Here is a 26,912-nt window from a genome sequence, read left to right on the forward strand (position 1 = left end):
GTTAAGCTCTTCAATGATTTTAAGCGTGTTGTTGCTAAAGTGTGATTTTTGCGTGCTTAATTCTAAATTCTTACTAAATTCGCTTATGCTGTGGCTTCTTTCAAGCGCTCTTTTAATGTGATACTTTAAGGCTGCGCCTGCGGTGGCTTCGTTTAGCGCTTTAGGTAACTTCACTCCTAAAATGCGATCGGGCGCGTTTCTGTATAGCGTTCCTAGCGTGAATTTAGTCCATTGGTATTTTAACGCTCCGCTTAAAGTGGTCGCTAAACCTTGGCTTAAATTTTTCGTTGTAGCTGGCTTTAGGCTTTCGGCGATCTTAGCGTCGTTTTTAAAAAGCTTATGAAAACCGCTCGCTATTGTTTGGAGTTGGTAAATTTAGAGGTTTGTTAAGAGAATATTTAGGCGAGACAAACAAAGCAAGGTTATAGCAAGCAATGTTTTTTAGCTAAAGTTTTTGGTAGGAAGCCACTTAGCCATGAAAAATGCAATATCTTTAATCTATCGCTTCAAATCAATTGTTCAAAAAACACGCTACTTAAAATAAAACAAAAAATCCTTGAAGCAAGCCTAAAACTTATCGGCTTGAAGTGTTCTTTTTCCTACAATTCTTATCAATGTCAAAATCGCATGCTTTTTGCATGTATTCTTCAGCCTTGTGTTTATCTTTTTCTACGCCTAACCCATACCGATAAGACTCTGCTAATCCCTCATAAGCTCTAGAAGAACTCACATCAGCTGCCATTTTATAATACACAATAGCCTTATCTTTGTCTGGCTCAATACCCAATTGATCATTCCCGCTATAATAAATATCCCCTAAGAGAATATAAGCCTCCACATTACCCTTATGCATCGCTTTTCTAAAATACTCTGTCGCTCTCGCATAGTTGCTAGGAACGCCCCTACCTTCCATATACATGATACCTAAGTTTATATAGGCGTTAGTATAGCCTTTATCTGCAGCTATTTGAAAATACTCCACGGCTTTTTTTTCATCTTTAGGAACGCCCCTACCCTCTTTATACATCACGCCTAAATTGTTATACCCTCTAGGTATATCATTATTAACAGCTTTTTGAAAATATTCCACCGCTTTCTTGTAATCTTTAGGAACACCCCTACCATTTTCATACATGATCCCTAAAAGAACATAAGCAAGCGGTTCGCCATTTTTAATCGCACTCTTATAGAAAGAAGCCGCTCGCTCATACTCCTTATTGCTATAGGCCTCCTCCCCTTTATAAATATAATTCCTTTTTTGTTCAAGGTGTTCTGCACCAAGGGTGCTAAACAAACACAAACCTACCAAACAAATCTTCAAAGCCAATTTGCTCTTGCTCCTCATCGCTACTCCTCTACTCTTAATAAGAATCAAACACAATGCCAATAACTACCAATCTCAAAAAGAAATTGCATGCGTTCAATTCAAACATTCTCAAACCCATATTATGTATACACAATTAGATCCAATATCATCTCTTTTAATGAGAAATTTTACACTATTTTTATGGATTTTAAAATTAAATTTAAGATTTTCTCATTAAAAAATCCCCCCACCCCAAAAAAATAGGGCTAAATGGGATTAAAAATTTGCATATCACCCCGCATACCACAAAGAATTAAAACTCTTTCCTTGGATCCGTTGCCCCATAAAAGACGCTCCCCTTAGCTTTAGGTAAAATATGGATCGCATTCACATCGCCCATCACTGGCTTAGTAACAATTTGATAGCCCATTTTAGTGAGATTGTCTTTCACATCAGCAGGCATGCCAAATTTTTCAATCCTTAATTCATCAGGCAACCATTGCATGTGAAATCTAGGGGCTGAAACCGCTTCAGAAATATTCATGTTGTAATCAATCACATTAGAAATCACTTGTAACACGGTAGTGATAATCCTAGAACCTCCAGGACTCCCCACCACCATGAAAACCTTATTGTTTTTCAACACAATCGTAGGCGACATGGAGCTTAAAGGGCGCTTATTGGCTTCAATCGCATTCGCATCGCCCCCTACTAAACCATAGAGATTAGGGTTTCCTGGCTTAATGGAAAAATCATCCATTTCATTGTTCAACAAAAACCCTGCCCCATCAATGCTAGCAGCACTCCCATAAGAAGCGTTAATGGTGTAAGTAACGCTCACCGCATTCCCCCATCTGTCCGCCACAGAATAATGCGTGGTATTACTCCCCTCATGCAACTGCCCCATTCCTGGTTTGATTTGAGAGCTTGGCGTAACCGTATCCGGTTGGATAGCATCAAAAATCTTTTTGGCATACGCTTTATTGATGAGTTTATCCACCGGCACTGCAACAAAATCAGCGTCTCCCATATAAACCGATCTATCCGCATAAGCTTGGCGCATCGCTTCTGCAGCGATATGGATATTTTTAGAAGCCCCATACCCAAGAGCGCTTAAATCCGCATTCTCCATGACATTTAAAATTTGAATTAAATGCGTGCCTCCCGAACTTGGTGGCGACATGGAAATGATCTTATACCCACGATAACTCCCCATCACGGGTTTGCGCCATTTCACATTGTAACTGGCTAAATCTTCTTTAGTGATAATCCCCCCATTTTTTTTCATGTCTTTTTCAATAAGCTCAGCGACTTGCCCTTGATAAAAGCCTTTAGCGCCTAGCGTTTTGATTTGAGTTAAAGTTTTGGCTAGATCTTTTTGGACAAACAAATCCCCTTCTTGATAATCCAAATGCCCTTTTTTAAAAAAATACTTTTTGCTAGAGCTGTATTTTAAAAACCGCTCCCTCGCTTCTTTTAGGGTTTCTGCTTGTCTTTGTGAAATCACATAACCGTTTTCAGCCAATTTAATAGCAGGATCAATGAGTTGCGATAGTTTTTTGGTGCCGTATTTTTTCAACATCGCTTCCATGCCTGCCACCGTTCCAGGAACTCCAGCTGCCAAATAGCCATCTTCGCTGAGTTTGGGGACTACATTGCCTTGCTTGTCTAAAAACATATCCCTAGTGGCTTTTAAAGGGGCTTTTTCTCTAAAATCCAAAGCAACATTTTCGCCATTAGCTAAATGGATAACCGCAAAGCCCCCCCCACCAATATTGCCTGCTGCAGGATGGACGACCGCTAAAGCAAATCCCATCGCTACAGCCGCATCAATCGCATTGCCTCCCTCTTCTAAAACCTTTTGCCCGATCTCACTAGCCAAGGGGTGGCTAGAAAGGGCTAACCCTACTTTAGTGTTTTTAATAGGCGGGTAGCTCGCTGAACTCAAAGGGTTTAACAAACCCAAAGAGAGCGCTATCACGCCCAAGCCAATCGTTTTCAAAAAACTCCGTCTCATCTCTTTTCCTTTCAATCAGTTACGCTTAAAATTTCTTTGTTATTATAACACAAGCTTTATAAAACGCTCTCTCGCTTGTAGCTTATAATTGCTATTAAGCATTATCGTTAATGAGTTTTAAAATAAATAGAGTTTAAAAAATAAGTTAAATAAGGCTTATTTGATAAAAACGCTATGGGTAGAAAACTTATTGTTTAATCCCTAATAGAGTGTCTATCATCCGATCAATAGCAGTAATGACCTTAGCGTTAGCGGCATAGCCGCTTTGAAACTTGATTAGATTCAGCATTTCTTCATCCACGCTCACTTGCGAAATAGAGAGTTGCTCTTTTTTAATGGTTTCTAACATGCTCTTTTTAGTGTCCAAAATGCGCCCGGATTTTTCAGCGTCCGTGTTGATTTTACCGGTTAAAAATTGATAAAACTCGCTGATTTTCATGGGTTTGATGTCAAACTTATCGTTATAAAAATCCACGCTATCGTATTGCAATTGTTGCATCATGTTAGCCACATCAAAATTCCCATTAATGGGGGCAAGCCATGGGCGAATGGTGGTCGGCTCTTTTTTGTATTCTTTATTCAAGCTAATATTGGAAGCGTCATCGCCTTGAAAAAAAGGGTTGAGTTTTAACGCTCCCATAAAATTCGTGCCGTTATCTTTCATAGAGACAAACAACCCTTGCGAAGCGTTTTTAGGCTGGATAACAAACTTTTTAGTCTCATTATTAAAACTCGCTGTGAAATAATCATCAAAATCGTTTTCGGTGTTATTGTCTTTATTGTCATCGGTGTTAGCGTTAATCGCTTGGATAATATCGTTCATGGTTGTAATGGGCGTGATAGCAATGGTTTTTCTGGCGATTTCTTTACCATCGGTGTTGTAAGCGATTAAATCAAACGAGCCGTTTTTGATATTGTAGTTCGTGTCTTTAAAGGCTTCATCGCTATTAAACTCCACAGGCTCGCCTTCAATATTATGACTCGCGCTTTGAGCGTAAATCGCATTAGTGGATTCTATCAAACCCCTAGCAAAAGAATCCAATAAATCAATATAATCTTGCAACTTGCCTTTTAAAGTCCCGTTAGAGCCATCATTATACACATTCAATAGCGCCCCCACTTTCCCCTGATTGAGCTTGTCAGTAATATTAGTTACTTTAAAATCATCGCTTTTGAAATAAACTTGATTCAACCCTCCTTTATTTTCGGATTCTTTAACCACTAAAGGGTGGAAAATAGAGCCATCAATGATATTGAACCCATGCCCGATATTAAGATTATAACTCTCATCAAAGTCCGCTGAGTCTTTATCTGTAAGCGAATGGGTTTTAATACTGCTTTTAAAAACATTCCCCCCTAAAAGCTCTCGCAAATGAAATTCCAATTCGTCTCGCTTATCCCTTAATTCATTCGCATGCTTTAAACTCTTGTTGTTTTCCACTTCTTTAATGCGTTTGTTAATCTCAGCGATTTGAGAACCCAGGCTATTGACTTCTTTAATCACGCTTTTTAATTCTTCGCTCGCTTTATGCTGTAAGGTCGTTAACCTCTCTCTAGTGTCTTTAATGTTGTGCGTTAAGGATTCTGTTTTTTGAGCGAGAGCTTGTTTTTGAGCGGAGTCTTTGGCGTTTTTAGACAATTCTTTCCATGAGTTAAAATAATCTTGCAAATCCGTAAAAAGGCTCGCTTCATCAATGTCCGGAAAATACGCGCTCGCTTCTTTTAGATGCGAAAATTCGGTATCGTAATAAGTGTTTTCGTAATTAGCCTTCGTGTAGCGAGAAAAAACAAACTCATCATGCACCCTTTCAATGGCTTCTACATCCACGCCCATATTGACATTTTTAGTGCCATACATGTAAGCCGCTTGGGGCTTTGCAATCACGCGCTGACGGCTATAAAATTCATCGCTGGCGTTAGAAATATTATTCCCGGTAACATCCACCATGCTTTGGTGGGCTTGCAAGCCGGTGTAAGAAGTGTTGAGTGAAGATAAGATTCCGCCCATTTTATGCCTGCACTCTTAAAAAATGGCTTCCCACATGCCTAGAGCCTTTATAATCGCAAGTGTCATGGGGAATGATTTGCTGAATGAGTGAAGAATAAAACTCCGAAACCGCAAACGCCATGCGCGAATAAATCAAGTTTTGTTCTTTTAAAAAAAGCAAGGATTCTCGCATCTGGTTTAAAAAATCGCTTGTTTTTTCGTCCAATAATTCACTCATCTCCTTATTAGGGAATTGATTTTTTAAAGACAACATTTGCACATCTATATTCGCTTTTTCTTGTTCAAAAGCTTGAATCGCCAGCTGTTTTTGGGTGTTTCTTTCAAAAATTTCGGTGTGTTTAGCGAGCTTGATGTCTCTTATATCGCGCTCGGTTAAATCAATCAATTCTTTCAATTGGTTTAGCGCGTTTTCTAAATGAGAATGTAAAACGACCATAACAAATCCTTTAGCTCTTGTTTCAGCCATAATCAAGCAAATACTATGCCATTTTTAGTTTTATTATAAAGCTCAATTTCTTAAGGGGATAGGGGGTATTTTGAAATCATTTTCCCCTTAAAGCCCCCTTATTGAATCGCCTTTAACATTTGCTGTGTGATAGCAGCAATCACATTCACGCTCATCGCATTCCCTGCTTGGGATAGCAAATGGCTTTCTTTAAAATGTGGATTATCTTTGATTTTAGCGATCAAACCTCTAGGAAATCCTTGCAAAAGCAAGCTTTCAATAGCGTTTAATTTCTTAATTTTACCTTTTTGAATATAAAATAGGCCATGTCTTCCTGTCCTTAAAGTAGGAAAAACATTAAAATACAACCTTAAATCAGATTGTCTTGTGTCTAAAACGGCGTTTTCTAAAGTTAAAATATTCTCTAAAAAAACCCGGTTATGGTTGTATTTATTATGCAAATATTTCTGAAAAGTAGCGTTATTAATATCCAAATAACACTCATTATCTGCGTCTAAAAAATCCTTGAAATAATAATCATTGGCTAAACCTAAAGGGAAATGAAATAGGTGTTTCAAATCCTTCCTAAACCCTACGATATAAAGGCGTTCTCTCTTTTGGGCTAATTGGAAGTCAGCGCTGTTTAAAATTTGATAATAAGTTGTATAGCCCGCTTCTTGCAAGGCTTTGATAATGGTTTTAAAAGTTTCTTGTTGCTTATGATGGATCAAGCCCTTAACGTTTTCAAGCAAGAAACATTTGGGCTGTTTAACTTTTAAAATGCGAATAAGCCCATAAATAATCGTCCCTCTTTCATCTTCAAGCCCCTTCCTTTTGCCATTAATAGAAAAAGCTTGACAAGGAAACCCGCTAATGAGTGCATCAAAATCGGGCAAATCATTAGGGTTGATTCGCATCAAATCCCCAAAATTATGGGTATCTTTAAAAAATAATTCATAAGTTCTAAGGGCTTCATGATTGATTTCGGCATGCCCTACGCATTTTAAATGGCATCGCTCCAAGCCCAAACGGCCTCCACCAATACCAGAGCAAAAATCCATAAAAGTTAAAATCCCCAATCAATCATTCCTGACACACAAAAAAACACGCCCTATTTAAGAAAGCAACAAACTCATTTCAAAACATAAAGAAACTAAAATCTAATGGAAAACAAAACGACAGCAAGAATAAACCCCCTAGAAATGAAGCCCCTAGCTTATCCCCAATAAATCCTGTGCCATTTTGTGAGAAGTCTCATGCAAGTTGATTTTATACTGGTTATTTTCAATCGCTTTCTTGATCTCAGCTACCCTATCAAGAGCGGCCTCATTGTTTTCAACTTTTTCATTCTTTTCCACACGCTTGTAATTCCCCAAAGACTGCACCGGAGCAAGAGAAGAAACGGCATTGATCATTGTAAAATCCTTTAATTTGATATTCATTCCATTACAGCAAGTATCGGCAAAAAAGAAAAAAAGTTAATGGATTTTTGAAATCTGTTTTTGCAATTCCTTACCAAATTTCTTGGTGGTGGTGATGGGTTTTTTTCCGGTTTCTGCCACAGATCCAAACGATTGCGATTGCAAACTTTTAAACATAAAAAACATCAAAAAAATTAAAATATAACAAAATAAAAAAAAGCAAATGGTAGGGAATAGCCAATTTTTGAGGTTAGAACTATTCATGACCTTGCCTTTTAAATACTCCTATACCCTACTACCCATGCGAGCATGAGCAACCACAACCCCCACCTTTCTTCCCGCCATGACCCCCATGACCGCCACAGCAACCTGTCCCACCGCCATGGTGTGAAGCTAAAATTTCTTCTTCGCTCACTTCCCTAAAACCTAAAACCTTGAAACGAAACGCTAAAGTTTTCCCGGCTAACGGGTGGTTATAATCCACCATCACATGCGTGCTGCTAAAGTCTTTGATAGTGGCTTGAATGGTTTGATTGTCTTCAGTTTGCCCAAAAACGCTCATGCCTTTTTCTAATTCAATGCCTTCAAATTGATCCCTAGGGACTTCTTGCAAATAGCTGCTTTCATAAACCCCATAAGCTTCCTCTGGGGCGATGACAACCTCTTCCCACTCGCCAATTTGAGCCTTTAATACCGCCTTTTCTAACCCTACTATGATTTGATTAGCACCTATGATAAACTCTAAAGGCTCTTTAGAAATATTACTGTCTAGCACAACACTAGAGCCTTGTTCTCTCACTTCATATTTAATCAAAGCGGCTTGTTTGATTGACTCTAAATCATGGTTTTGCATGGTGGTGTTTCTCCTTGTTTTCTAAGATTTTTTGCGCCATTTTAGCTTGTTCGCTTGAAGGATACAAGCGTTGCAAAGTGTTTAAAAATTTATAATAGTTTTGATCGTCTTTGATTTTTTTAAACGACCATGCCGTATGCCACAAAAGCACAGGCATGTAAGACGTTTTTTGATTTAAAAGAGCGCTCTCTTTGTAATACTTGATCGCTTCTTTATATCTCTTTTCCCCATAAGCCACTTCTCCAAGAACATAACGCACATAATAAAGTCTGTAACTATTGGCTTCTAACCACAACAAACGCTCTTTAGCTTCTGCATAGGATTTGTTTCTAAAAAAAGACAGGGCTTCTTGAAAGATCTCTTTTTGCTTGGACAGATCTTTATCAAACCCCACTTTCGCCTTTTCTTGGGTTTTTTTCTCTTGATTTTTTGGGGCTTCGGCTTTTAAAGAGGGGTTTTTATTGGCCGGAACGCTTGATTTGAGCGGCTTTTCAACTTTTTCCTCTTGTTCTTTTAGGGCTTTTTGGATTAAGGCAATTTGTGAAACCAAATCCTGGCTTAACTTGGTCAATAATTCACTCATCTCTTTATTTTGCTTGTCTAACTGCTGGATAGCTTGCTGGTTAGCGTGGATCTCATTCCTCAAATCCTCTAAAGTTTGCGATTGTTGCTTTAATGTGTTAGCTTGCACTTCTTGCGAGGCTTTTAAGGCTCGCAAGGATTCTTCTTGGGAAAGGATAGCGTTATTGAGATCTTTAATCTTATTAGCCTGCCCCTCATAAACGCTCCTCAAACCCTCTTGAGCTTGAGTGTTAGCCTCTACTTGCGAATGGATTTTGGTCAAAATATTAGAAAAATTCTTACTATTGACTTGCAACTGCTTGAGTTCTTTTTTGGTGGCTCCGCTTTGCAAATCAAACGCTGAAGGCTCCCCATTGAGAAAAAAAGGAGCGACAAAAGGGATAAAAAAAAGCCTTTTCATCCTAGAATTACTTCACTAATTTGACATCCACTCTTCTGTTTTCTTTGTAACATTCTCTAGTTTTTTGGGCGCATTTGGGTTTGGTTTCACCAAAACTGATGGTTTTGATCATATCTTTTTCTACCCCTTTAATGACTAAAGCGTTTTTCACGCTCAAAGTCCTTTTAACGCCAAGCGCTTGGTTGTATTCGCTAGAGCCAAATTCATCGGTATTGCCTTCCAAAAGCACTTGCATGTGGTTTTCTTTAGCTTTTTGCACGATTTCATCTAAAGTCTCTTGATCGGATTCTTTGATTTCATACTTGTCAAAATCAAAATAAATAGAAGCGATGATAGTCCCGCTCTCAATAGCCGGTTTTTCTTCAACCACTGGAGCTGGCTCTTGTTTAGGCTCTTCTTTCTCTGGAGCTGGTTCTGTAGTAACAGGTGCAGTCTGAACCGTTTTAGCGCTCACATCGCCAGCCACAGTCTTATTATCCATTTTATGACTACAGCCAGCTACCAATAAAAAAGCTACCAAAAAACTAAATGCAGAAGATCTCTTCATTATAAATTCTCCAAGAATCAAATTTTAATAAGTGTAAATATTAACTCACATTCGCTTAATTTAACCTTACCAATCAAAGGCTTGTATTTTCACATTCTTTAAAGGGAATAAAAAACTCTGATTATAATCTAGCAAAATAAGCCCCATGGCGTATTCTTGGGGTGTCTTTTTGATATACATGATATTTCTCCCATCCGTAGAAAAACGAGGCATCTGGTTAGAGCCATTCACGGTAAGTCTGCGGATATATTTGCTATTTAAGGTGATCAGATTCAAATTAAACACCGTTTTGCCAAATTCATTAAGATTTTCTCGGCTCACATACACAATACTATCTTTATAAGCGTCAATAGATTCATTGCTTCTTCCTTCATAAAGGAGTTGCTCCGCGCTTTCTTTTAACCCCAATTTCTTCATGTAGATGTTAGGATAACCGGATCTATCTGAAACAAAAGCCATAGACTTGTCATCTTCTAAAAACACTCCTGAAACATCTATCCCAGGATAGCGCGTTATTTTGGTTTTAGTTTTTTTATGCGTGTCATACAAATACACATCCGGTTGGCCATCAGGGGCTAAAGACATTAAGATTTTAGAGCCATCAGAACTCACGCTAGAGACCACAGCCATTCCTTGAGAGCTAGCGATATTCTCATGAGTGGCTTTTTGAATGTTGTATTTTAAAATCATGGGCGTTCTTTCGCCATACTGCGTATAATAAAACTCCGTTTGCTCAGCGTTCGCCCATTTAGGGAAAATATTGAGTCGGTTGTTTTTGATGATTTCTTTTTGATAGCGCATCGTATAATCGGCTAGTGCGATATTTGTGATTCCTGGTCCAATGTATTTAGAAAAAACAATAAGGCGCTTCATCCAAGCGATAGAAGGGGCTTTTAAATAGTCATTCACCACAATGGCCATGTTGTGCGCTGCAAAAGGGTATAGATCTAAACTTACAATGGGGTAGTCAAAAGTTTTAACAAGAGTGCTTGTATTGATATCATAAAGTTTTAATCGTGAAATTTTATTGCCGTTTTCTACCGCCACGCTCACCAACGCTACAAGTTGGAATTTTTTATCTTTGAGTTCTGCGTAATTGATAGCGCCTTGATCCTTGCTTTGAGAAACATCAAAATGCTGGCTAGTCTTTAAATCATTCGCCAAGACTTCATGCAATTTTAAAGCGTAATTGGCATCGTTATCTATAGAGTAGCGCACTTCAATCTTAGGAAGTTTTTGAATGGTTTTAATAATATCTAGTGTTTTATCTGTTGCAAAAAGCCCTATAGCGCCTATTAAAAAAAGCCATAAATACCTCATTGTTCTTCCTTAGTGGTGAAATTAACTTGAATAGAAATCATGTTTCCTCCAGGATATGGGGGAAAATCCACTTTCTTTAAATCATTTAAAAGGGTCATCACACTCTTGTTATAATCCTTAAAATCAGAGTAGCTAAGAATGGTATAATCAAACTCCCCATCTTTAGTGATCATAATCAGAGCGCTCACTGAAGCCTTGTGATAAAAAACCCCTTTCCAACCTTTATATAAAATCTGATAGATTTGAGCATACCACTCTTGATAGGCTTTTTCATCAACCCCATCTTGTTTAGGGATTTGCAAATCTAAAGTTTTGTTTTTAACGCTTTCTAGTTTTTGCGCGAATTGATCCAAATTCTGTTGCAAACCTTTCAACATCTCTTGATTTCTTTGGTTTTGCTTTAAGCGTTGCTGTTCTTTTAAGCGCCTTTGCTCTTCTTCTTGCTCATTTTTTTGCTCATCTTTTTGGGCGTTTGTGTCTGTCTTTTCTTGAAAATCATTGAGTGAAGAAAAAATATCTTCAAGGCTTTCTTCTTGTTCTTTAGGATCAATAAAATCGCCCTCCTTATCAGTTGCATTTTTTTCAACTACTTTTTCATCTTTTTTTTCTTCTGCTTTTTCAGCGATTTTTTCATCTTTTTTTTCATCGCTTGGCAAATCTTCCAAATTCAAATCAATGACTTGTTCGTTTTTTTTGCCCAAATCTAAAAGGATTTTCTCCGCTTCTTTATTGTGCCTTTCTAGCAACAAACCATATAATAACAAAGCATAGAGCAAGAACGCTAAAAAGCCAGAAACAACAAAGATCGCGCTCTTACTCATGCAAATTAGCCCTACTTTTTAAGGACTTGTGATTAAAGAAACTTTTAAAAAACCCGCTTCTTTAATCGTTTTTAACAAATAAATCACTTTGTCATAAGTCAATCGTTTGTCCGCGCGGATACTAACCCTAGTATCTTTATCGTATTTCTTAGAAAGCAAGTTGAAAGTATCCGGGAAAGAGTTGTATTCATAGGTTTGACTATCTATATAGATTTTTGCGTCTTTATCCATGCGAATCTCTATCATTTTATCTTGAGTGGCTCTAGCAGTTTTTGAGCCAGAAGGCAAAGCAATCTCTTCTTTATAAGTGAGAGTGGGCGTCGTTACCATAAGAATAGCCAATAAAACAAGCATCACATCCACTAAAGGCGTGATATTGAGTTCTGGCTTGTCTTCATCCCAATAGTTATCATAATTCATAAAAACCTTCTAACTCCCTATTTAAGATATTTATAAAATCCCCTTAAAGCTTTATTTTTTAGAAGACAAAATATCCACTTGCATCTGCACATAAACCGATAAATCATACACCTTGCGTTTTAAAATCAAGTAAAAAGAATAGGCTGGAATGGCCGCTAAAATCCCTGCAGCGGTGGCGATAAGAGCCTTAGAAATAATGGGTGCGATCACCCCAAAAGAAGCTTGACCTAACGCGCCCAAATTGTTAAACGCTTCTAAAATTTCAACCACCGTCCCAAACAAACCAATAAAGGGGGCTGTAGAAGAGATAATGCTCAACACCACTAAACCTGTCGTGCTTTGCTTAAGAACCTGGTGTTTCCAAGCCTGCAACAATTCATTAGAATACCTTTTGGTCTCATCATTTCTTTTTTTATTAAACATGAAATGCTCTGGAGCGTCTTGCGCCCCATTAAGAATGTTAGACAAAGATTGCATCTCGCGCTTGAGTTCAATCTTTAACACAATGCTCTTATACAAAAAGACCCATAAAGTCATCACCAAATAGAGCGAAATCCAAACTAAAACAAGCGTGGTAACAAACCCACTCTTATTGAAAAAATAAACGATTGAATCTAACATGATTATCCCCTTAAAGAGACTCAATCTTAGCCAGCACGCTAGAGACCGCTAACCTGTCAGAGCTTGCGTCCTCTAAAAGCTTTTTAGCCCTAGAGATAGCATCGTCTCTGTCGTCTGATTCTTTTTTAATAAAGACCGCCCCATCGGCTAAAATATCCACACATTCATTAGTAACTTCTGCATAGCCCCAATTGATCGCAATGTGTTCTTTTTGGTTTTCAGTTTCAATCTCAACCACTCCCGCTTGAAGCAAGGTGATCATGTTGCTATGCCCATAAAGCACCCCAAATTCCCCTTCAACTCCTGGCAACACAACGCTTTTAACCTCTCCTGTATAAACTTCCCCCTCAGGAACTACCACACTAATTTTCAACAAAGCCATCACAAAACCCTTAGGAATTTTTCATGTTTTTAGCTTTTTCTAAAACCTCTTGAATGCTGCCCACCATGTAAAACGCGTTTTCAGGAATATGATCGTATTTACCTTCTAAAATCCCTCCAAAGCCCTCTAAAGTCTCTTGGAGAGTCACATACTTACCGGGACTTCCCGTAAACACTTCAGCCACAAAAAATGGCTGGGATAAAAACTTCTCAATTTTTCTGGCCCTTTCAACCGTTTTTTTATCCTCTTCGCTCAATTCGTCCAATCCCAAAATCGCAATAATATCTTGCAAATCCTTGTATTTTTGCAAAACCTGCTGGATACCGGTAGCGATTTCATAGTGCTTCTCGCCGATCATTTGAGGGCTTAAAATCCTTGAAGTGGAATCCAAAGGATCAACTGCAGGATAAATCCCTTTTTCAGCGATCTTTCTGTTCAACACCGTAGTCGCATCCAAATGTGCAAACACCGAAGCAGGGGCTGGGTCAGTCAAGTCATCGGCCGGCACATACACCGCTTGAACGGAAGTGATAGAGCCATTTTTAGTGGAAGCAATACGCTCTTGAAGTTTCCCCATTTCCCCAGCTAGCGTGGGCTGATACCCCACCGCTGAAGGGATACGGCCTAATAACGCACTCATTTCCGCACCGCTTTGAGCGTATCTAAAGATGTTGTCAATAAACATCAACACGTCTAAGCCCTTTTCATCACGAAAATACTCCGCCATCGTCAAGCCGGTGAATGCGATGCGGTTCCTTGCGCCTGGTGGCTCATTCATTTGCCCATAGCACAGCGCGACTTTGTCTAAAACGCCCCCTTCTTTCATCTCAAAATACAGATCGTTCCCTTCTCTGGTGCGCTCCCCCACACCCGCAAACACCGAATACCCGTTATGCTTATAAGCCACATTGTGGATAAGCTCCATAATGATCACCGTTTTCCCTACGCCAGCCCCGCCAAACAAGCCTACTTTACCGCCCTTAGAATAAGGCGCGAGCAAGTCAATGACTTTAATACCGGTTTCAAACATTTCTGTCTTGGTGCTTTGCTGCTCAAAACTAGGGGCTTTCCTGTGAATGGGCCAAGTTAAGGACGGCTTAAGAGGTTCTAAATTGTCAATGCTCTCGCCCACAACATTAAAAATACGCCCTAACACTTCTTCGCCCACAGGCACTTCAATCATTTTGCCACGAGCTTTGACAACTTGGTTACGCACTAAGCCTTCTGTCATATCCATAGCAATCGCTCGCACCCGATTACCTCCCAAATGGGCTGCCACCTCTAAAACTAAAGCTTTTTGAGTGCCATTGACTTCAAAATTAATGTCTAACGCTTCAAAAATCGCCGGTAGATAGGATTCAAACTCCACATCTACCACAGGGCCTAAAACCTGAATGATTTTACCTTCCATCGCTTTCATCGCTCCTTATTTTAATGTAATTTTTATTTTAGGGCTTCTACGCCAGCATTGATTTCTACTAGCTCGGTCGTAATCGCCTCTTGTCTGGCTTTATTATAAGAAATGGTTAAAGTTTTAACCAAATCTTTAGCGTTATTCGTCGCTGTATCCATAGCCTGCATTCTAGCGCTATGCTCTGCAGCTAAAGAATCAATCAAAGCGTAGTATAAACTATACTCCACATATTTTTCTGCTAAAGAGTCTAAAATTTCATCTTCACTCCCGCTTGGCTCGCTAGTAATAGTCTCTTGCGTCTCATTAGAATGAGAGTTTTGGTGGATGATTTTATACCCAATAGGCAAAATTGTTTTGACTCTTATTTCTTGAGTGATCATGTTTTTAAAGCCATTATGAATGATAATCACCTTATCGGTTTTCCCACTCAAATAATCCTCTACCACTTTTTTCATGAATTCCTGCGCGCGTTCATAATTAGGCATAGAGCTTAAATTATTGATCTTGTCTAAAACCTCTATCCCGTTAAAGCTAAAATACTCATTACCCTTTTTACCAATACCGCGCAAACGCACTTTAATGTCTTTTTCTTTGTATTCATTCGTGCATGCTAAAACTTTTTTAATGGTATTGGTGTTAAAGCCCCCACAAAGCCCCTTATCGGCTGTAATAAAAATAATATCCACTTTTTTGATTTCAAGTCTTTCTAGTTCCCTAAAATACTTGCTTTGAATGTCTTCAATCCCTTGATTTTTCATCTTGGATAGCACATCATCAAACACAGCGTCTAGTTTTAGTGCATACGCTCTGGAATTTCTTGCAACTTCTTCAGCTTTTCTTAGCTTGGAAGTGGAAACGAGTTTCATCGCATGCGTGATTTTTTGCGTGTTTTTAACGCTTCCAATTTTCTTTCTAATGTCTCTTAAATTCGCCATATTCTAGCCGTCTCCTACTCGCTATAAGTGAGCTTAAATTCCTCTAAGACTTTTCTTAGCATGGCTTCTAAATCCTTATCTAGCGCTTTTTTAGTGTGGATTTCTTCTAAAACTTGGGGGTATTTTGCTTCCAAGAAAGGGTGCAATTGCTCTTCAAAATCCACGACTTTTTTCACGCTCACGCTATCTAAAAAGCCCTTAGCCCCAGCGTAAATAATGACCACTTGCTTTTCAATAGGCAAGGGCGAATAAGGGGCTTGTTTCAGCACTTCCACCATGCGTTGCCCCCTTTCTAATTGCTTTTTACTCGCTTCATCTAAATCAGAAGCGAATTGCGTGAAGGCTTGCAACTCTCTGTATTGCGCTAAATCCAGGCGCAAAGTCCCTGAAACCTGTTTGGTCGCTTTGATTTGAGCAGCCCCTCCAACCCTTGAAACCGATAAGCCCACATTGATAGCCGGGCGGATCCCTGAATAAAACAAATCCGTTTCTAAGAAAATTTGCCCGTCTGTAATAGAAATGATATTCGTAGGGATATAGGCTGAAACATCGCCCGCTTGAGTTTCCACAATAGGGAGCGCGGTCAAAGAACCCGCACCCTTTTCATCGCAAAGTTTAGCCGCTCTTTCTAAAAGCCGTGAGTGGATATAAAACACATCTCCAGGAAAAGCCTCCCTACCTGGGGGTCTTCTCAAAATCAAAGAAATCTCTCTGTAAGCGACAGCATGCTTACTCAAATCATCATAAACGATTAGGGCATGGCGGGCATGATCTCTAAAGTATTCCCCCATAGCCACACCTGAATAAGGGGCTAAATATTGCATCGCAGCTGAATCGGAAGCCGAAGCGTTGATCACGACGCTGTATTCCATCGCTCCGTATTCTTCTAATTTGCGGACCACTTGCGCGACAGTGGATTCTTTTTGCCCAATAGCCACATAGATACAGATCACATTTTGCCCTTTTTGGTTAATGATTGCATCGATCGCTACGGTGGTTTTACCGGTTTGTTTATCCCCAATGATCAATTCCCTTTGCCCGCGCCCAATAGGCACCAACGCATCAATGGCTTTAATGCCTGTTTGCAAAGGCTCATGCACCGATTTTCTGTCCATGATGCCCGGAGCTTTTTGCTCGATGAGACTAAACTCATTCGTTTCTATCTCACCCTTGCCATCAATAGGCTCACCCAAAGCGTTCAACACACGCCCCACAACCGCATCGCCAACAGGGACTTTCATCAAATTCTTCGTGCGTTTAACGCCAATTCCCTCTTTAATATTGTTGCCAAAACCAAACACAATCACGCCAACGCTATCTTCTTCCAAGTTAGCCGCAACGCCTTTATCCCCTGTTTCAAACTCCAGCACTTCATACGACATCACACCATTTAAGCCATAAACCTTAGCCACACTATCAGCGTATGAAACGACCTTGCCGACTTCAGCCATGTCGCAATCAAGTTCAAAATTCTTGATTTTTTCTTCAATAACCGAGCTGATTTCTTCCAATTTTAGTTGGGACATTATCTTTATCTCCTTAGATTGATTAAATAGATTGAATAACCTGTTTTTCTATTTTCTTTAAAATATCTTCTTTAGAAAAGCCTATTTCTAAATCCAGGCTTGAAACGCTCAAAGAAACCCCTTTTTTAGACCAAGTGTCTTGAGTGATTTCTACAGGAGCGTTAAAACGCGCTTGCAATTTTTGTTGCACGGCTTCTAGCTCCTTATTTTCAAGCTTTTCTGGGACTAAAAGTGTGGCTTCTAAAGTCTTTTTAGAATCAAAAGACAGCTCTTCAGCGACTAATTCCAACATATCAAGCCTGTTATTTTTTAACACCACTTCCATTACAGGCTTTAAAACTGAACATGCTTTTGTGGAAGTTATTTTTTCTAAGATTTCAAACACAACCTCTTTTTTAACTTTTAAAGAAACATGGGCTAACACCTGGTTGAGTTTGTGCCGTCTTATGACTTCTGCCACATTTTTAAGCCCCACAACAATTTCTTCCAATAACGCTAGATCGCTTTTAGTGTGGTTTTTCAACGCCTTAGCATAATGCTTAGAGATCACTTTTAAATCTTGCATTTAAAGCCTTTGTTTCAAAATATTCACGCAATCTTGCACATTGAAAGAGACTTTTTTGCTCTCTCTTAGATCTTTAAAAACGCTTTCAACCAGCTCTCTTTTGATCTTTTTAACTTCTAAATCCATCAACGCCTTAGAATTTTTGATCAAATTTTCCACATCCATTTTGGTTTGCAATTCGTATTTTTGCGTGATCGTGTAAGCTTCTTTATTCGCATCAGAAATAATCAATTCCGCTTTTTCTTTGGCTTGCTCTAATTCTTTTAAGAGTTTTTTCTTATTTTCTTTACTCACTTTAAGTTGGGCTTGAATCTCTTCTAATCGTTTGGAGATTTCAAGGCTTTTGGAGCGTAAAAATGAACGCAGTTTTTTAGCCAAAAAATACCACAAAATCCCCACAAATAAGAGGAAATTTAAAGAACGCTCTATAATATCTGTTTGTGAAATATCCAATCCAGTAGCGCACAAAGGGCTTAAAAGGATCAAAAACCCTAACACCATTTTAACTACAAACATCCATCAACTCCCTAAACCCATAGCCACACGCTTGTTTAACTCGTCTTCAAATACCGGCATTTGCACTTGCAACTGCTCTTTTAAGACTTGCTTTTCATTTTGTAATTGCTTTGCAAACGCTTCAAACTCTTGATTGAGTTCGTTCTCTTTTTGCTTGATCACAGCGTCATAAGACTCTGTAGCTTTTTGAATCGCTTCGGCTATTATTTCCCTACGCCTTTCTGCAGCTTCTTTGAGAAGGGCATCAATTTGATGACCAATCTCCACACTTTGGGCATTATCCGTTTTGATTTTAGCCAAGCTATCCTTTATCTCTGCCTGTCTGTTATCCATAAAAGCCAACAAAGGCCTATACACCCAAACATTCATCGCCCACAACAATAACACAAACACCACAAAAACGACCGCCATTAAATAGGGGTTAACCGATATATTCATAACCTATTTCTTTCCTAAAATCCTACAAAATATTTGAAACTCGCATTTGTTATAAAAACATTAACTCTATCTTAACAAAAAATCGCTTAAAATTTGAGAATATTCAAGCGTTAAGACATCATTTTTTTCATAAAAGCCTCTAAAAGAGAATTTTCATAACATCGTAAAATGATTTTATTCCCTTTCAAAGCTGCTTTAAGCTTGTAATGATCCCACAAACTTTGATTAAAGCGTTCTAATTCATCTTCAGCGATGAGCGTTTGGGTTTCCTTGAAACCATGTTTTTTATTTTCAAAATTTGCGTTTATTTTAAAATCACGCACTAAATCTTCTGTCTGGCGTACGCTGAGTTTCTGCCCTATAATGGAATTTAAGATCAATTCTTGTTTTTCTTCATCCAAACCCACCAAAACTTTTGCATGCCCTGAAGTGATTTTTTCTTCTAAAAGAGCGTTTTGAACCTTAGAAGAGAGCGTCAATAAACGCATGATATTAGCCACATGGGCTCTGGATTTTTTAACGATTTTAGACAGCTCTTCTTGGGTCATTTGATAGCTTTCAAGCAATTCCTTATAAGATCTAGCCAACTCTAAAGGGTTTAAATCTTCTCGTTGGATATTTTCAATCAAAGCGACTTCACGCATTTTTTCTTGCTCAATATCCACAACAATCGCTTTAATCGTAGACATTTTAGCCAATTTGCTCGCTCTTAAGCGCCTTTCACCAGCGATCAAATGGTAACGCCCGTTCTCACTCACCACTAAAACCGGTTGCAACAAACCATGTTCTTTAATGGATTGCGCTAATTCTTCTAAAGAATCTTCGCTAAAAACCTTTCTGGGCTGGTAAGGATTGGGCATCACCTCATCAATACCAAGCTCCACAACCCGATTCGCTCTTTCATACAGCCCCTGCTCATACACTTCATTGATTTCAGGGAAAATATCCGCTAAACCCCTACCCAACACTTTATTTTTTGCCATATGCTACCCTTGAAGAATGCTTTGAGCTAATTTTTGATAAGCGATACTGCCATTAGATTTAATATCATAGAGCAAGATGGGCTTACCAAAACTAGGCGATTCCGCTAGTTTCACGCTTTTAGGGATCATAATATACTCTCCTGTAGCTGAATCTCTAAAAAACTCTGAGTCAAAATACTTGAACAATTCCGCTAAAACCCCTTTTGTCAAATTGAGCTGAGGGACATGCATTGTGGGTAAAAACCCTCTGATTTTGAGCTTAGGGTTCGTGCTTTTTTGCAACATTCTAATGGTGTTAAGCAATAATTTAGTGCCTTCAAGGGCGAAAAATTCGCATTGGATAGGAATGATCACCGAATGGGCTGCTGAAAGCGAATTGATCGTGAGAGGCCCTAGAGCTGGCGGGGAATCAATAATAATATAATCATAAAGCCCCACCACACTCTCTAAAGCGTTTTTGAGCATGAGCTCGCCTCGTTTGTTCTCATCTTGGCTGTCATAAAAGGTTTTTTCAAACCCGGCCAAACCCAAATTAGAAGGCACTAAATCCAAAAAAGGCATTTGGGTTTTTAAGATCACTTGAGAAATTTGCTTACGGCCAATCAGCACATGATAAATATCATAATCAATTTTATCGCGCCTAAAACCCAAGCTTGAAGTGGCGTTGGCTTGAGGGTCAAAATCAATCAACAAAATTTTTTTTTCATGCGCCGCTAAAGAAGCCGATAAATTAACCGCTGTTGTCGTTTTGCCCACACCCCCTTTTTGGTTAGCCACTGCAATGATTTCATTCATCATACTCACATCCTATCATAAATCTTACCTTTAATACAAACACGGCCGTCTTCTAACAATTCCGCATCTTTCAAACTCACCGCTTCATTGCAATCATTATGGAAGCTAAAAGAGTGGTTTTTATGGAATTCTAACGCATACTTACTTAAAACTTCCCCCCAAAACAGATTTTCTTCTATTTTTTTTAAAAAGCCCTCTATAATCAAATCATCGCTCGCGCCAATATCTAAACATGCCCATTTCTTTGAAACCCTATTCACGCCAATGCCGCACACCCGCATGCCTTTATAAACATTAACCAACACGCCCCCTATTTTTTGATCCCCCAAATACAAATCATTAGGCCATTTAAGCCAGGTTTGAGAGCCTAATTCTTTTAAAACTTCTTTAAATAAAAACCCCAAATACAAAGCGCTCGCTTGCATGGGTAAATCTTTAGGCAAATCGCTTGCGTTTAAAGCGAGCGAAAAAGTCAAAGCACTTTTTGCACTCTCCCAAATATTCCCCCTACTGCCTATCCCAGCGCTTTGGTTTTTAGCCACGATCAAAATAGGAGCTTTGAGTTCGTTATTTTTGAGTTTTTCTAAAAGATAGGTTTGCGTGGAAGGCAGGCTCTCAAAAACCCTTTTTTCACATTGTCTCATGCCAAAATACCGTCTATTTTCAAACGCTTGCCATTCAAATAATCTTTCGCTTTCAAAGGCTTTTTACCCACCGCTTGCAACCTTGCTATACGCACGCTACCTTTCAAACAGCCTACAAGAACGCCTTTTTCATCAATTGCTAAAATCTCGCCTTCCTTGTGGCTCTTTTCATTCTCCACCAACTCCACTTCTAAAAGTTTAAGGCTGTTTTCTAAAAAGATTTCTGGCCAAGATTTAAATGCAAGCGATTTTAAAAACAAGCTTTTAGCATCTTTAAAACCCACTAAACCATCGGCTTTAGTGATTTTTTTACAAAAACTAGCCTGCGCATGATCTTGAGATTTTCTTGTGATAGAAGAGAAATTTTTGAGCGTTGAAAGGAGTAAGGCTGCCCCCATATGCGCTAATTTTAAACTTAAAGCGTCTAAATCCAAATAATCTTCTCTCAAAAAAGAAGCGCTCTCTAAAATATCCCCGCTATCCAACTCCAAATCCATAAGCATGGTGCTTATGCCATAGATCTTATCGTCATTGAGTATCATCTCATGAATGGGCGAAGCCCCTCTGTATTTAGGCAATAACGACGCATGCACATTGATGCAAGGGGCGATGGCTAAAACCTCTTTAGGCAAAATCTTACCATAAGCCACTACCACGATAAAATCAGGCTTCAAGTCTTTTAAGATTTGAACTTCAGGCTCTTTCAAACTTTGTGGCTGGAAAATGGGGATATTTAAATGATTTTCTAAAATGTATGTTTTAGTCTCTGGGGCTTTCAATTCCTTTTTACGCCCAAAAGGTTTATCCATTTGAGTGAATAGCCCCACCACTTCTATGTCTTTATCTCCAACTAACGCCCTTAAGATCACTTCAGCAAACCCCGGCGTTCCCATAAATACGATTCGCATGTTATTCCTTGTTTTTAGTTTTATCTTTTGTAATGCCATACTTTCTTTCACGATCCTTAAAAGCTTTTTCGCCTCCCTCTAATTTTAATAAATCCTCTTTATATGCATCGCTCTCAATCATAAAAGACTGTGCAACTATCTTATTATTCTCATTTTTTAACTGAATAATTAGCTCTGCATCAGCGTTCAAAACAAAATTAGCGTTATGGGTGGCAAAAATAATTTGCCTTTTTTGTTTCTGCTTTTTAATTAAAGCAACTAAATAATTAGCGATTAAAGCGCTATCCAAGTGCGCTTCTGGTTCATCAATGATGATAGGGTTATTCCCTAAAGATAAAAGGACAACCAATACAGCCGTGCATTTTTGCCCAAAGGAAGTTTCGTTTAAAGCTCTTTTGTCATAACGGACTTTAAAAATTTTATATTTTTCAACATTCCTTAAATGTTTGAGAATGAGAATCCGATAGATTTGAAAATGAATTTCTCTATCCAATATATCCTTCATGGTTTCATAAAATGCCGCTTTTTTATTTTCAATTCGGCTATCAAGCTTTTCTATAAATTCTGCGTGTTGCATACCTGTAACATTTTTTAATTCAATTTCTTTTAAATATTCCTTGATTTTTGATTGGTGTTTTTGGATCTTAAAATCCTTATCCACCAACTTATCAAAATCCTCAAAAACCTCTTCAAAAATATCTTCATTTAAACGATATTCTATGGTAATTGGTTTCACTTCTTTGTGATTTTTTGAAATTTCTTCAAAAGCCGAATTGATTTTGCTTAATTCCTCATTGATTTGATCTTTAAATTCTTCAATATTTTTATCAATATCTCCATAAGAAAAACCTTCTATTTTGTTAGCAATTTCTTTTATTTCATGCTCTAAACCATTAATATCCATTTTTATGTTTGCCAAATGGTAGTTAGTGTTTCTAATATCTCCTATACTTTCATCGCTCACGCCTTTTTCTTTAAGAAATTCCCCAATCTCTTGGCTCAATGCTTCGTGTTCTGCTCCTAGCGTCCTTATTTTCTCATCTTCGCTATTAAAACACCCATTTTCTCTATTTGTATCTATTTCTTCAATTTTCTTGCAAATATCTTGTTTGAGCTGGTTATAGACTTTATCATAGTTATTTTTTTCTTCCATGTTTTCTTTTGATTCAAAATTCACCACCCGTTTTAATTCTTTAATAAAAGTCAAAAATCCTTCTTTAGATTGTTCTAAATCAATTAGTGCTTGGTGTTTTGCTTGCAATTTGTCTTTTTTGTCCAAATAGTTTTTATCTGTAAAAGCATCTATAATGCTTTGGTATTTCTTTCTTTTATTCTCGCTCTCCTTTAATTGTTCTTCTAGTTTGGTCTTTTCTTGCCAATATCTAATTTGCTCATCAAATTTTTCAATGCTTTCTTTGATTTGCTTTTCTAGCTCCTTAAGTTTTCCACCTGACTTGCTATCTATTCGGTTAAAAATAGCCTCTGTGAATTTTGAAACATTAGTTGCAAATTCTTCCACTTCATTTTGAGCCAAATACTCTATGTTATCCGCTATGTCTATGCTTGACTGTATTTTTAAAGACTTTTGAATTGTTTCAAGCCTTAAGCCTTTAACAAAACTTTTATTTTTAATTGCTGAAGCTATCAATTGCAATAAAGTGCTTTTACCGCTCCCTCTACCCCCTATCACACAAGTAAAGTTCGGACTAAAAAATAGTGTTTCATTAAATCCTGCATAACAAAAAGGAGTATCGCCTTTTTCATTGGTGATTTTTACTTCTTCATCAAAGTTTAACCCTACACAATCTATCTTATACAAAGGATCTTGAGGTTTTTCTTCATCAATGCTCACTCTTGTTTCTGGCTCATAAATAATTTGTTTTAACCCCTCAAAGGTTTTTTCAGCCTTTATCCAAGTGTATCTTTTCCCTATTTGCTCCTCTTCGTGGGCATCGCTACTCTGTAAGAGAGATTTGTTACATTTAAGCCAAAATTCTCTATCCTTTTTAAGATTTTCTTGGTTATTTGATGAGTGGATTAAAAAATGCACTTTTTTAACTATTTTTTCATAATTACTGCTACTGCGAGAACTGCCATGCCCTCTTGATAAAAACCCTAGCAAATACTTGTCTCTCAAGTTTAAAGACTCTTCCTCTAAACATTCCAACAATTGATCAAAATTAACTACTGCTTTATTAAAATCATTTTTTTCTAAATCTGCAAGTCTTTTCTTAGTTCCATCAACATTGGCATCTGCATTCCTTAAAAAATTGTCTATTTCTTGTTGTGTAACCTTATCTGAAAAAATAATATGGAAATCCAAACACTGATCTTCCTTATTTTGATAATCCAACCTAACTTCTAAATTATAAAAAACCTTAATACCCCTCTTTTCTATTTTTTCTTTTAATTCAAATTCTTTCTCATTAAACTTAAAATAGTTCGTTAATCCAATACAATCAATTTGGCTATCGCATAGTTTTTGTATAAACTCCTCTTCAAGACATTGATACGCCCTATTTAAATGTGTGTATGGCGTATGTGCATGCAAATCCCATTTATACCAACTTGAACCTTTATTCTGATCTTTATTGCCCATATTTTCTCCTAATATCATCTCAAAGCGCACCATAAAAACTAATCTTCTAAATCCTCCCCATCATACCCAAGCTCTAGCGCCTTCACTTGCCCTATCGCATTACCCGCAATGCCCTTGATAGAGCCATACATGTTAATCGTGCCCTCAAACACTTTGTCAATTTGTTTTTCCCTGCTTTTCCAGATCCTAGCCATCGCGCGTTTTTCGCTTTCTAAATCCGCTCTCAATTGCTCAAACCCCTCTATAATCGCATTCACTTGCATAGAAAATTCAGAGCTTGTCAAATAATGATAGAGCAAATCCATTTTATCGCCCTTATTTTCTTGACTTTTTTTAGCCAAACCCACTTGAATAACCCCCTCTCTTAACACCGCGCTCAATCCCTTAAACTCTTCAAACGAACACACCCACACCCCCTCAAATAACCCCATCCTCTCCATCTCTTTAGGCAGCGCTTCGCTCACAATGACCCCCACATCAGCCCCAATCTCTCGCATGTCGCTTTTAAGCTTTTCCACCCAAGCTTTTTGGAATTCTTTCGTGCGTTTGCTCTCATAATAAATTTTCCCACAATTTTGAAATTCCCTAGTATGCACCACTTGAATGCAATCGCCCCCTCTTTGCCCTTTTTTGATTTCTTCAACACTATCTAGGGGGAATTTTTGCCTCAAAAACTCTTCAATCGCTAATTCTTGCACCTCGCCCTGGAATTGTTGCGAGCTTAACTCCGCCTTTCTTTGAGCGTTTTTCAACTCGTTTCTTAACATTTCTAATTGCTCTTCTTGCTGCTTGAATTTCAATTCATTTTTTTCATGCAAGGCTTTTTCTATTCTTTCCCTTTCCAGATCCAATTTTTCATTCAATTTTTTTTCATTTTCAGCCTTCAACCGGCTCTCTGCTTCGTTATTTTCTCTTTTGAGCCTTTCAATTTCCGCTTCTTTTTGGTGCAATTCTTGGACTTGTTTGGACTTCTCATCCAATTCTTTTTGCAACAATTCCAAGCCTTTTTGCTGCTCTAAAAAAGCGTTTTTTCTGGCTTCTTCAATGATTTTAGCCCTTTCATCTTGCAAGGCTAGCGCGCTCGCTTGTTTGACCGCCTCATCAAATTGAGCCTTTTGTTCTCTCTCTCGCTCTTTTAAGGCCTCTTCTTTTTTCTCTAAAGCTTTGAAATGGCTCTGATACTGCGCTCTTTTTTCATTCACTTCTTTTTCAAACTCTTTCTGTTGGGCTAAAAACTTATTTTGATTTTCTAACTCAATCTGTTTGTATAGCACTTCCCTCACATCAATGAGCGTTTGACACTTGGGGCATGTGATTTGATTTTCTTGCATGATTTTCCTTTAAGATTTGATTTTTTATATTTTATAATAGAATGAGATCAATTTAACTTAAGCAGGTTTTATCCAATAAGTTCAGTAAAATAGGGCTTTTGAATAAGGAGTTATTAACATGGACATTTATTATAAAAACAGACATAATAAAGGTCATGAGCAACGAGAAAAACGCCCTTATTTTGTCATCTATGAAGGTAAGGACTTTTTCTTAGCGTTCCCACAAACAACAAAAAATAAACAAGGTAAAAAATACCCTTCGCATAAAAACTACATTATAAATGAAGAAATTGAGGTAATGATCGATCAGTTGCAAGTTGTCCCAAAAGCGCAAGCTTTAGAGAATAATACAATGGGAAGAAGTCTTGCATTAGCATTACAAAAGGCGTCTATCCCCAGACCCATATCGGTGCATAGAGTGCCACTCATCAATCATTTTTTAGAACAAGTTATTTTACAAAGCCAATCTGATGAAAACAAAAGTATAAAAACAATTGCTTTTGGAAGTGTTATCAAACTCAACCCACATAATGAAAATCCCCTATTCGCATTTATTGCGCTTTCTTGCACTCAATTCCATTATTCGGGCATGCACCTAGTTGCCCCCTATGAAAACGATTCTATTATTTTTGAGTTATTGCATTGATTTTCAAGCACGCAATTTTGAATACCAACAACTTGTTCAATTAGATCCGAAAGAAATTAAAACCCAAATCCTTGAGCGTTTAAAACTCTAAAATACAGGGCGTTAAAAAATCAAAAATAATCCCCACCCCCTTATGAATTTCACTATAATTATAAAACTTCAAACTATAAAAATAAGGCTTTAAACACCAATACTTGATAAGAACAGAGTTTTCAAATCCAAACGCATTCATAATCAGCTCAGACCCACTAAAAACACCAAAAACAAAACTCAAACACAAGAAAAACAAGGCGAAACAACAAAAGCCATAAGCAGTAAAAAACAAAATCAAGCGATTAAAATCATTAAACATTAAACATTAAACATTAAACATTAAAAAAAACAAGAAGCAATAAATCTAAACATAAGAATTAAGAAAGCTCAACGCTAAATCCAACACAACTAGCAAAAAATTTAAAATAACAAACAA

30 protein-coding genes are annotated in these 26,912 nt (G+C 37.9%); 2 read left to right on the forward strand and 28 right to left on the reverse strand.

The genetic code is table 11. The annotated features are described in order from the left end of the window. Window positions 1-142: 142 nt before the first annotated feature. A complete protein-coding gene (locus tag QT74_RS06675; RefSeq protein ID WP_033765590.1) occupies window positions 143-343 on the forward strand; it encodes a hypothetical protein in 201 nt (66 codons plus the stop codon). Window positions 344-574: 231 nt separating this feature from the next. On the opposite strand, the gene QT74_RS06680 is transcribed toward QT74_RS06675, so the two are convergent. From QT74_RS06680 to QT74_RS06810, 27 genes are all read right to left on the reverse strand, one after another. Then, window positions 575-1,345 carry a tetratricopeptide repeat protein gene (locus QT74_RS06680; RefSeq protein ID WP_033765592.1) on the reverse strand — a complete coding sequence of 257 codons (771 nt, stop codon included), beginning with the start codon at window positions 1,343-1,345 and terminating at the stop codon, window positions 575-577. A 274-nt stretch (window positions 1,346-1,619) separates the two neighbouring features. Next, complete coding sequence (ggt, locus tag QT74_RS06685; protein ID WP_001254498.1) at window positions 1,620-3,323, reverse strand: gamma-glutamyltransferase; 1,704 nt, start codon at window positions 3,321-3,323, stop codon at window positions 1,620-1,622. 187 nt (window positions 3,324-3,510) lie between these two features. Beyond that, the gene (flgK, locus tag QT74_RS06690; protein ID WP_033765593.1) at window positions 3,511-5,331 is read right to left on the reverse strand and encodes a flagellar hook-associated protein FlgK; all 1,821 of its coding nucleotides are present in this window, start codon (window positions 5,329-5,331) and stop codon (window positions 3,511-3,513) included. 1 nt (window position 5,332) lies between these two features. Continuing rightward, a complete protein-coding gene (locus QT74_RS06695; RefSeq protein WP_033765595.1) occupies window positions 5,333-5,767 on the reverse strand; it encodes a hypothetical protein in 435 nt (144 codons plus the stop codon). 128 nt (window positions 5,768-5,895) lie between these two features. Beyond that, window positions 5,896-6,855 (reverse strand): DNA cytosine methyltransferase, encoded by a 960-nt coding sequence (gene dcm, locus QT74_RS06700; RefSeq protein WP_195742347.1) that lies wholly within the window; start codon window positions 6,853-6,855, stop codon window positions 5,896-5,898. A 132-nt stretch (window positions 6,856-6,987) separates the two neighbouring features. Continuing rightward, complete coding sequence (locus QT74_RS06705; protein WP_001864146.1) at window positions 6,988-7,191, reverse strand: flagellar biosynthesis anti-sigma factor FlgM; 204 nt, start codon at window positions 7,189-7,191, stop codon at window positions 6,988-6,990. Window positions 7,192-7,254: 63 nt separating this feature from the next. Further along, the gene (locus QT74_RS06710) at window positions 7,255-7,461 is read right to left on the reverse strand and encodes a hypothetical protein (protein ID WP_001088955.1); all 207 of its coding nucleotides are present in this window, start codon (window positions 7,459-7,461) and stop codon (window positions 7,255-7,257) included. Window positions 7,462-7,492: 31 nt separating this feature from the next. Continuing rightward, window positions 7,493-8,050, reverse strand: a complete 558-nt coding sequence (locus QT74_RS06715; protein WP_033765597.1) for an FKBP-type peptidyl-prolyl cis-trans isomerase — start codon at window positions 8,048-8,050, stop codon at window positions 7,493-7,495. Further along, window positions 8,037-9,032, reverse strand: coding sequence for a tetratricopeptide repeat protein (locus tag QT74_RS06720; protein WP_033765598.1), 996 nt, complete (start codon window positions 9,030-9,032; stop codon window positions 8,037-8,039). Before QT74_RS06720 ends, QT74_RS06715 begins: the two co-directional genes overlap by 14 nt. A 7-nt stretch (window positions 9,033-9,039) precedes the next feature. After that, window positions 9,040-9,579, reverse strand: coding sequence for an outer membrane protein Omp18 (locus tag QT74_RS06725; RefSeq protein WP_033765600.1), 540 nt, complete (start codon window positions 9,577-9,579; stop codon window positions 9,040-9,042). Between the two features lie 66 nt (window positions 9,580-9,645). Next, window positions 9,646-10,899 (reverse strand): Tol-Pal system protein TolB, encoded by a 1,254-nt coding sequence (tolB, locus tag QT74_RS06730; RefSeq protein ID WP_033765601.1) that lies wholly within the window; start codon window positions 10,897-10,899, stop codon window positions 9,646-9,648. After that, on the reverse strand, window positions 10,896-11,720 hold the full coding sequence (locus tag QT74_RS06735; RefSeq protein WP_033765603.1) for an energy transducer TonB: 825 nt from the start codon (window positions 11,718-11,720) through the stop codon (window positions 10,896-10,898). Before QT74_RS06735 ends, tolB begins: the two co-directional genes overlap by 4 nt. 18 nt (window positions 11,721-11,738) lie before the next feature. Beyond that, a complete protein-coding gene (locus tag QT74_RS06740; protein WP_001105106.1) occupies window positions 11,739-12,140 on the reverse strand; it encodes an ExbD/TolR family protein in 402 nt (133 codons plus the stop codon). Window positions 12,141-12,191: 51 nt separating this feature from the next. After that, a complete protein-coding gene (locus QT74_RS06745) occupies window positions 12,192-12,761 on the reverse strand; it encodes a MotA/TolQ/ExbB proton channel family protein (RefSeq protein WP_000887313.1) in 570 nt (189 codons plus the stop codon). A 10-nt stretch (window positions 12,762-12,771) separates the two neighbouring features. Next, window positions 12,772-13,143, reverse strand: coding sequence for an ATP synthase F1 subunit epsilon (gene atpC / locus QT74_RS06750; RefSeq protein WP_033765605.1), 372 nt, complete (start codon window positions 13,141-13,143; stop codon window positions 12,772-12,774). Window positions 13,144-13,153: 10 nt separating this feature from the next. After that, on the reverse strand, window positions 13,154-14,554 hold the full coding sequence (gene atpD / locus QT74_RS06755; protein WP_033765620.1) for a F0F1 ATP synthase subunit beta: 1,401 nt from the start codon (window positions 14,552-14,554) through the stop codon (window positions 13,154-13,156). A 32-nt stretch (window positions 14,555-14,586) separates the two neighbouring features. Then, window positions 14,587-15,492 (reverse strand): ATP synthase F1 subunit gamma, encoded by a 906-nt coding sequence (atpG, locus tag QT74_RS06760; protein ID WP_000002186.1) that lies wholly within the window; start codon window positions 15,490-15,492, stop codon window positions 14,587-14,589. 14 nt (window positions 15,493-15,506) lie between these two features. Then, entirely contained in the window at window positions 15,507-17,018 is a 1,512-nt protein-coding gene (gene atpA, locus QT74_RS06765; RefSeq protein WP_033765606.1) for a F0F1 ATP synthase subunit alpha, read from the reverse strand. Window positions 17,019-17,040: 22 nt separating this feature from the next. Then, entirely contained in the window at window positions 17,041-17,583 is a 543-nt protein-coding gene (locus QT74_RS06770; RefSeq protein WP_033765608.1) for a F0F1 ATP synthase subunit delta, read from the reverse strand. After that, window positions 17,584-18,099 carry a F0F1 ATP synthase subunit B gene (locus QT74_RS06775; RefSeq protein ID WP_000498442.1) on the reverse strand — a complete coding sequence of 172 codons (516 nt, stop codon included), beginning with the start codon at window positions 18,097-18,099 and terminating at the stop codon, window positions 17,584-17,586. 3 nt (window positions 18,100-18,102) lie between these two features. After that, window positions 18,103-18,537, reverse strand: a complete 435-nt coding sequence (locus QT74_RS06780) for a FoF1 ATP synthase subunit B' (RefSeq protein WP_080247205.1) — start codon at window positions 18,535-18,537, stop codon at window positions 18,103-18,105. 110 nt (window positions 18,538-18,647) lie between these two features. Beyond that, window positions 18,648-19,520 (reverse strand): ParB/RepB/Spo0J family partition protein, encoded by an 873-nt coding sequence (locus QT74_RS06785; protein ID WP_033765610.1) that lies wholly within the window; start codon window positions 19,518-19,520, stop codon window positions 18,648-18,650. A 3-nt stretch (window positions 19,521-19,523) separates the two neighbouring features. Beyond that, window positions 19,524-20,315 carry a chromosome partitioning ATPase Soj gene (gene soj / locus QT74_RS06790; protein ID WP_031251660.1) on the reverse strand — a complete coding sequence of 264 codons (792 nt, stop codon included), beginning with the start codon at window positions 20,313-20,315 and terminating at the stop codon, window positions 19,524-19,526. Between the two features lie 5 nt (window positions 20,316-20,320). Beyond that, a complete protein-coding gene (locus tag QT74_RS06795) occupies window positions 20,321-20,959 on the reverse strand; it encodes a biotin--[acetyl-CoA-carboxylase] ligase (RefSeq protein WP_033765612.1) in 639 nt (212 codons plus the stop codon). Continuing rightward, window positions 20,956-21,867, reverse strand: a complete 912-nt coding sequence (fmt, locus tag QT74_RS06800; RefSeq protein ID WP_033765613.1) for a methionyl-tRNA formyltransferase — start codon at window positions 21,865-21,867, stop codon at window positions 20,956-20,958. Before fmt ends, QT74_RS06795 begins: the two co-directional genes overlap by 4 nt. Window position 21,868: 1 nt before the next feature. After that, window positions 21,869-24,466 (reverse strand): TrlF family AAA-like ATPase, encoded by a 2,598-nt coding sequence (locus QT74_RS06805; protein WP_033765615.1) that lies wholly within the window; start codon window positions 24,464-24,466, stop codon window positions 21,869-21,871. Between the two features lie 38 nt (window positions 24,467-24,504). After that, entirely contained in the window at window positions 24,505-25,797 is a 1,293-nt protein-coding gene (locus QT74_RS06810; RefSeq protein WP_033765616.1) for a DUF2130 domain-containing protein, read from the reverse strand. 118 nt (window positions 25,798-25,915) lie between these two features. Here QT74_RS06810 and QT74_RS06815 point away from each other — a divergent pair, with 118 nt between their 5' ends. After that, window positions 25,916-26,443, forward strand: a complete 528-nt coding sequence (locus QT74_RS06815; protein ID WP_033765617.1) for a hypothetical protein — start codon at window positions 25,916-25,918, stop codon at window positions 26,441-26,443. 79 nt (window positions 26,444-26,522) lie between these two features. On the opposite strand, the gene QT74_RS08560 is transcribed toward QT74_RS06815, so the two are convergent. Continuing rightward, window positions 26,523-26,795 carry a hypothetical protein gene (locus QT74_RS08560; RefSeq protein WP_050579218.1) on the reverse strand — a complete coding sequence of 91 codons (273 nt, stop codon included), beginning with the start codon at window positions 26,793-26,795 and terminating at the stop codon, window positions 26,523-26,525. Window positions 26,796-26,912: the final 117 nt, after the last annotated feature.

Source organism: Helicobacter pylori SA213A (assembly GCF_000476275.1).
In the GTDB taxonomy this organism is placed as follows: Bacteria; Campylobacterota; Campylobacteria; order Campylobacterales; family Helicobacteraceae; genus Helicobacter; species Helicobacter pylori_CL.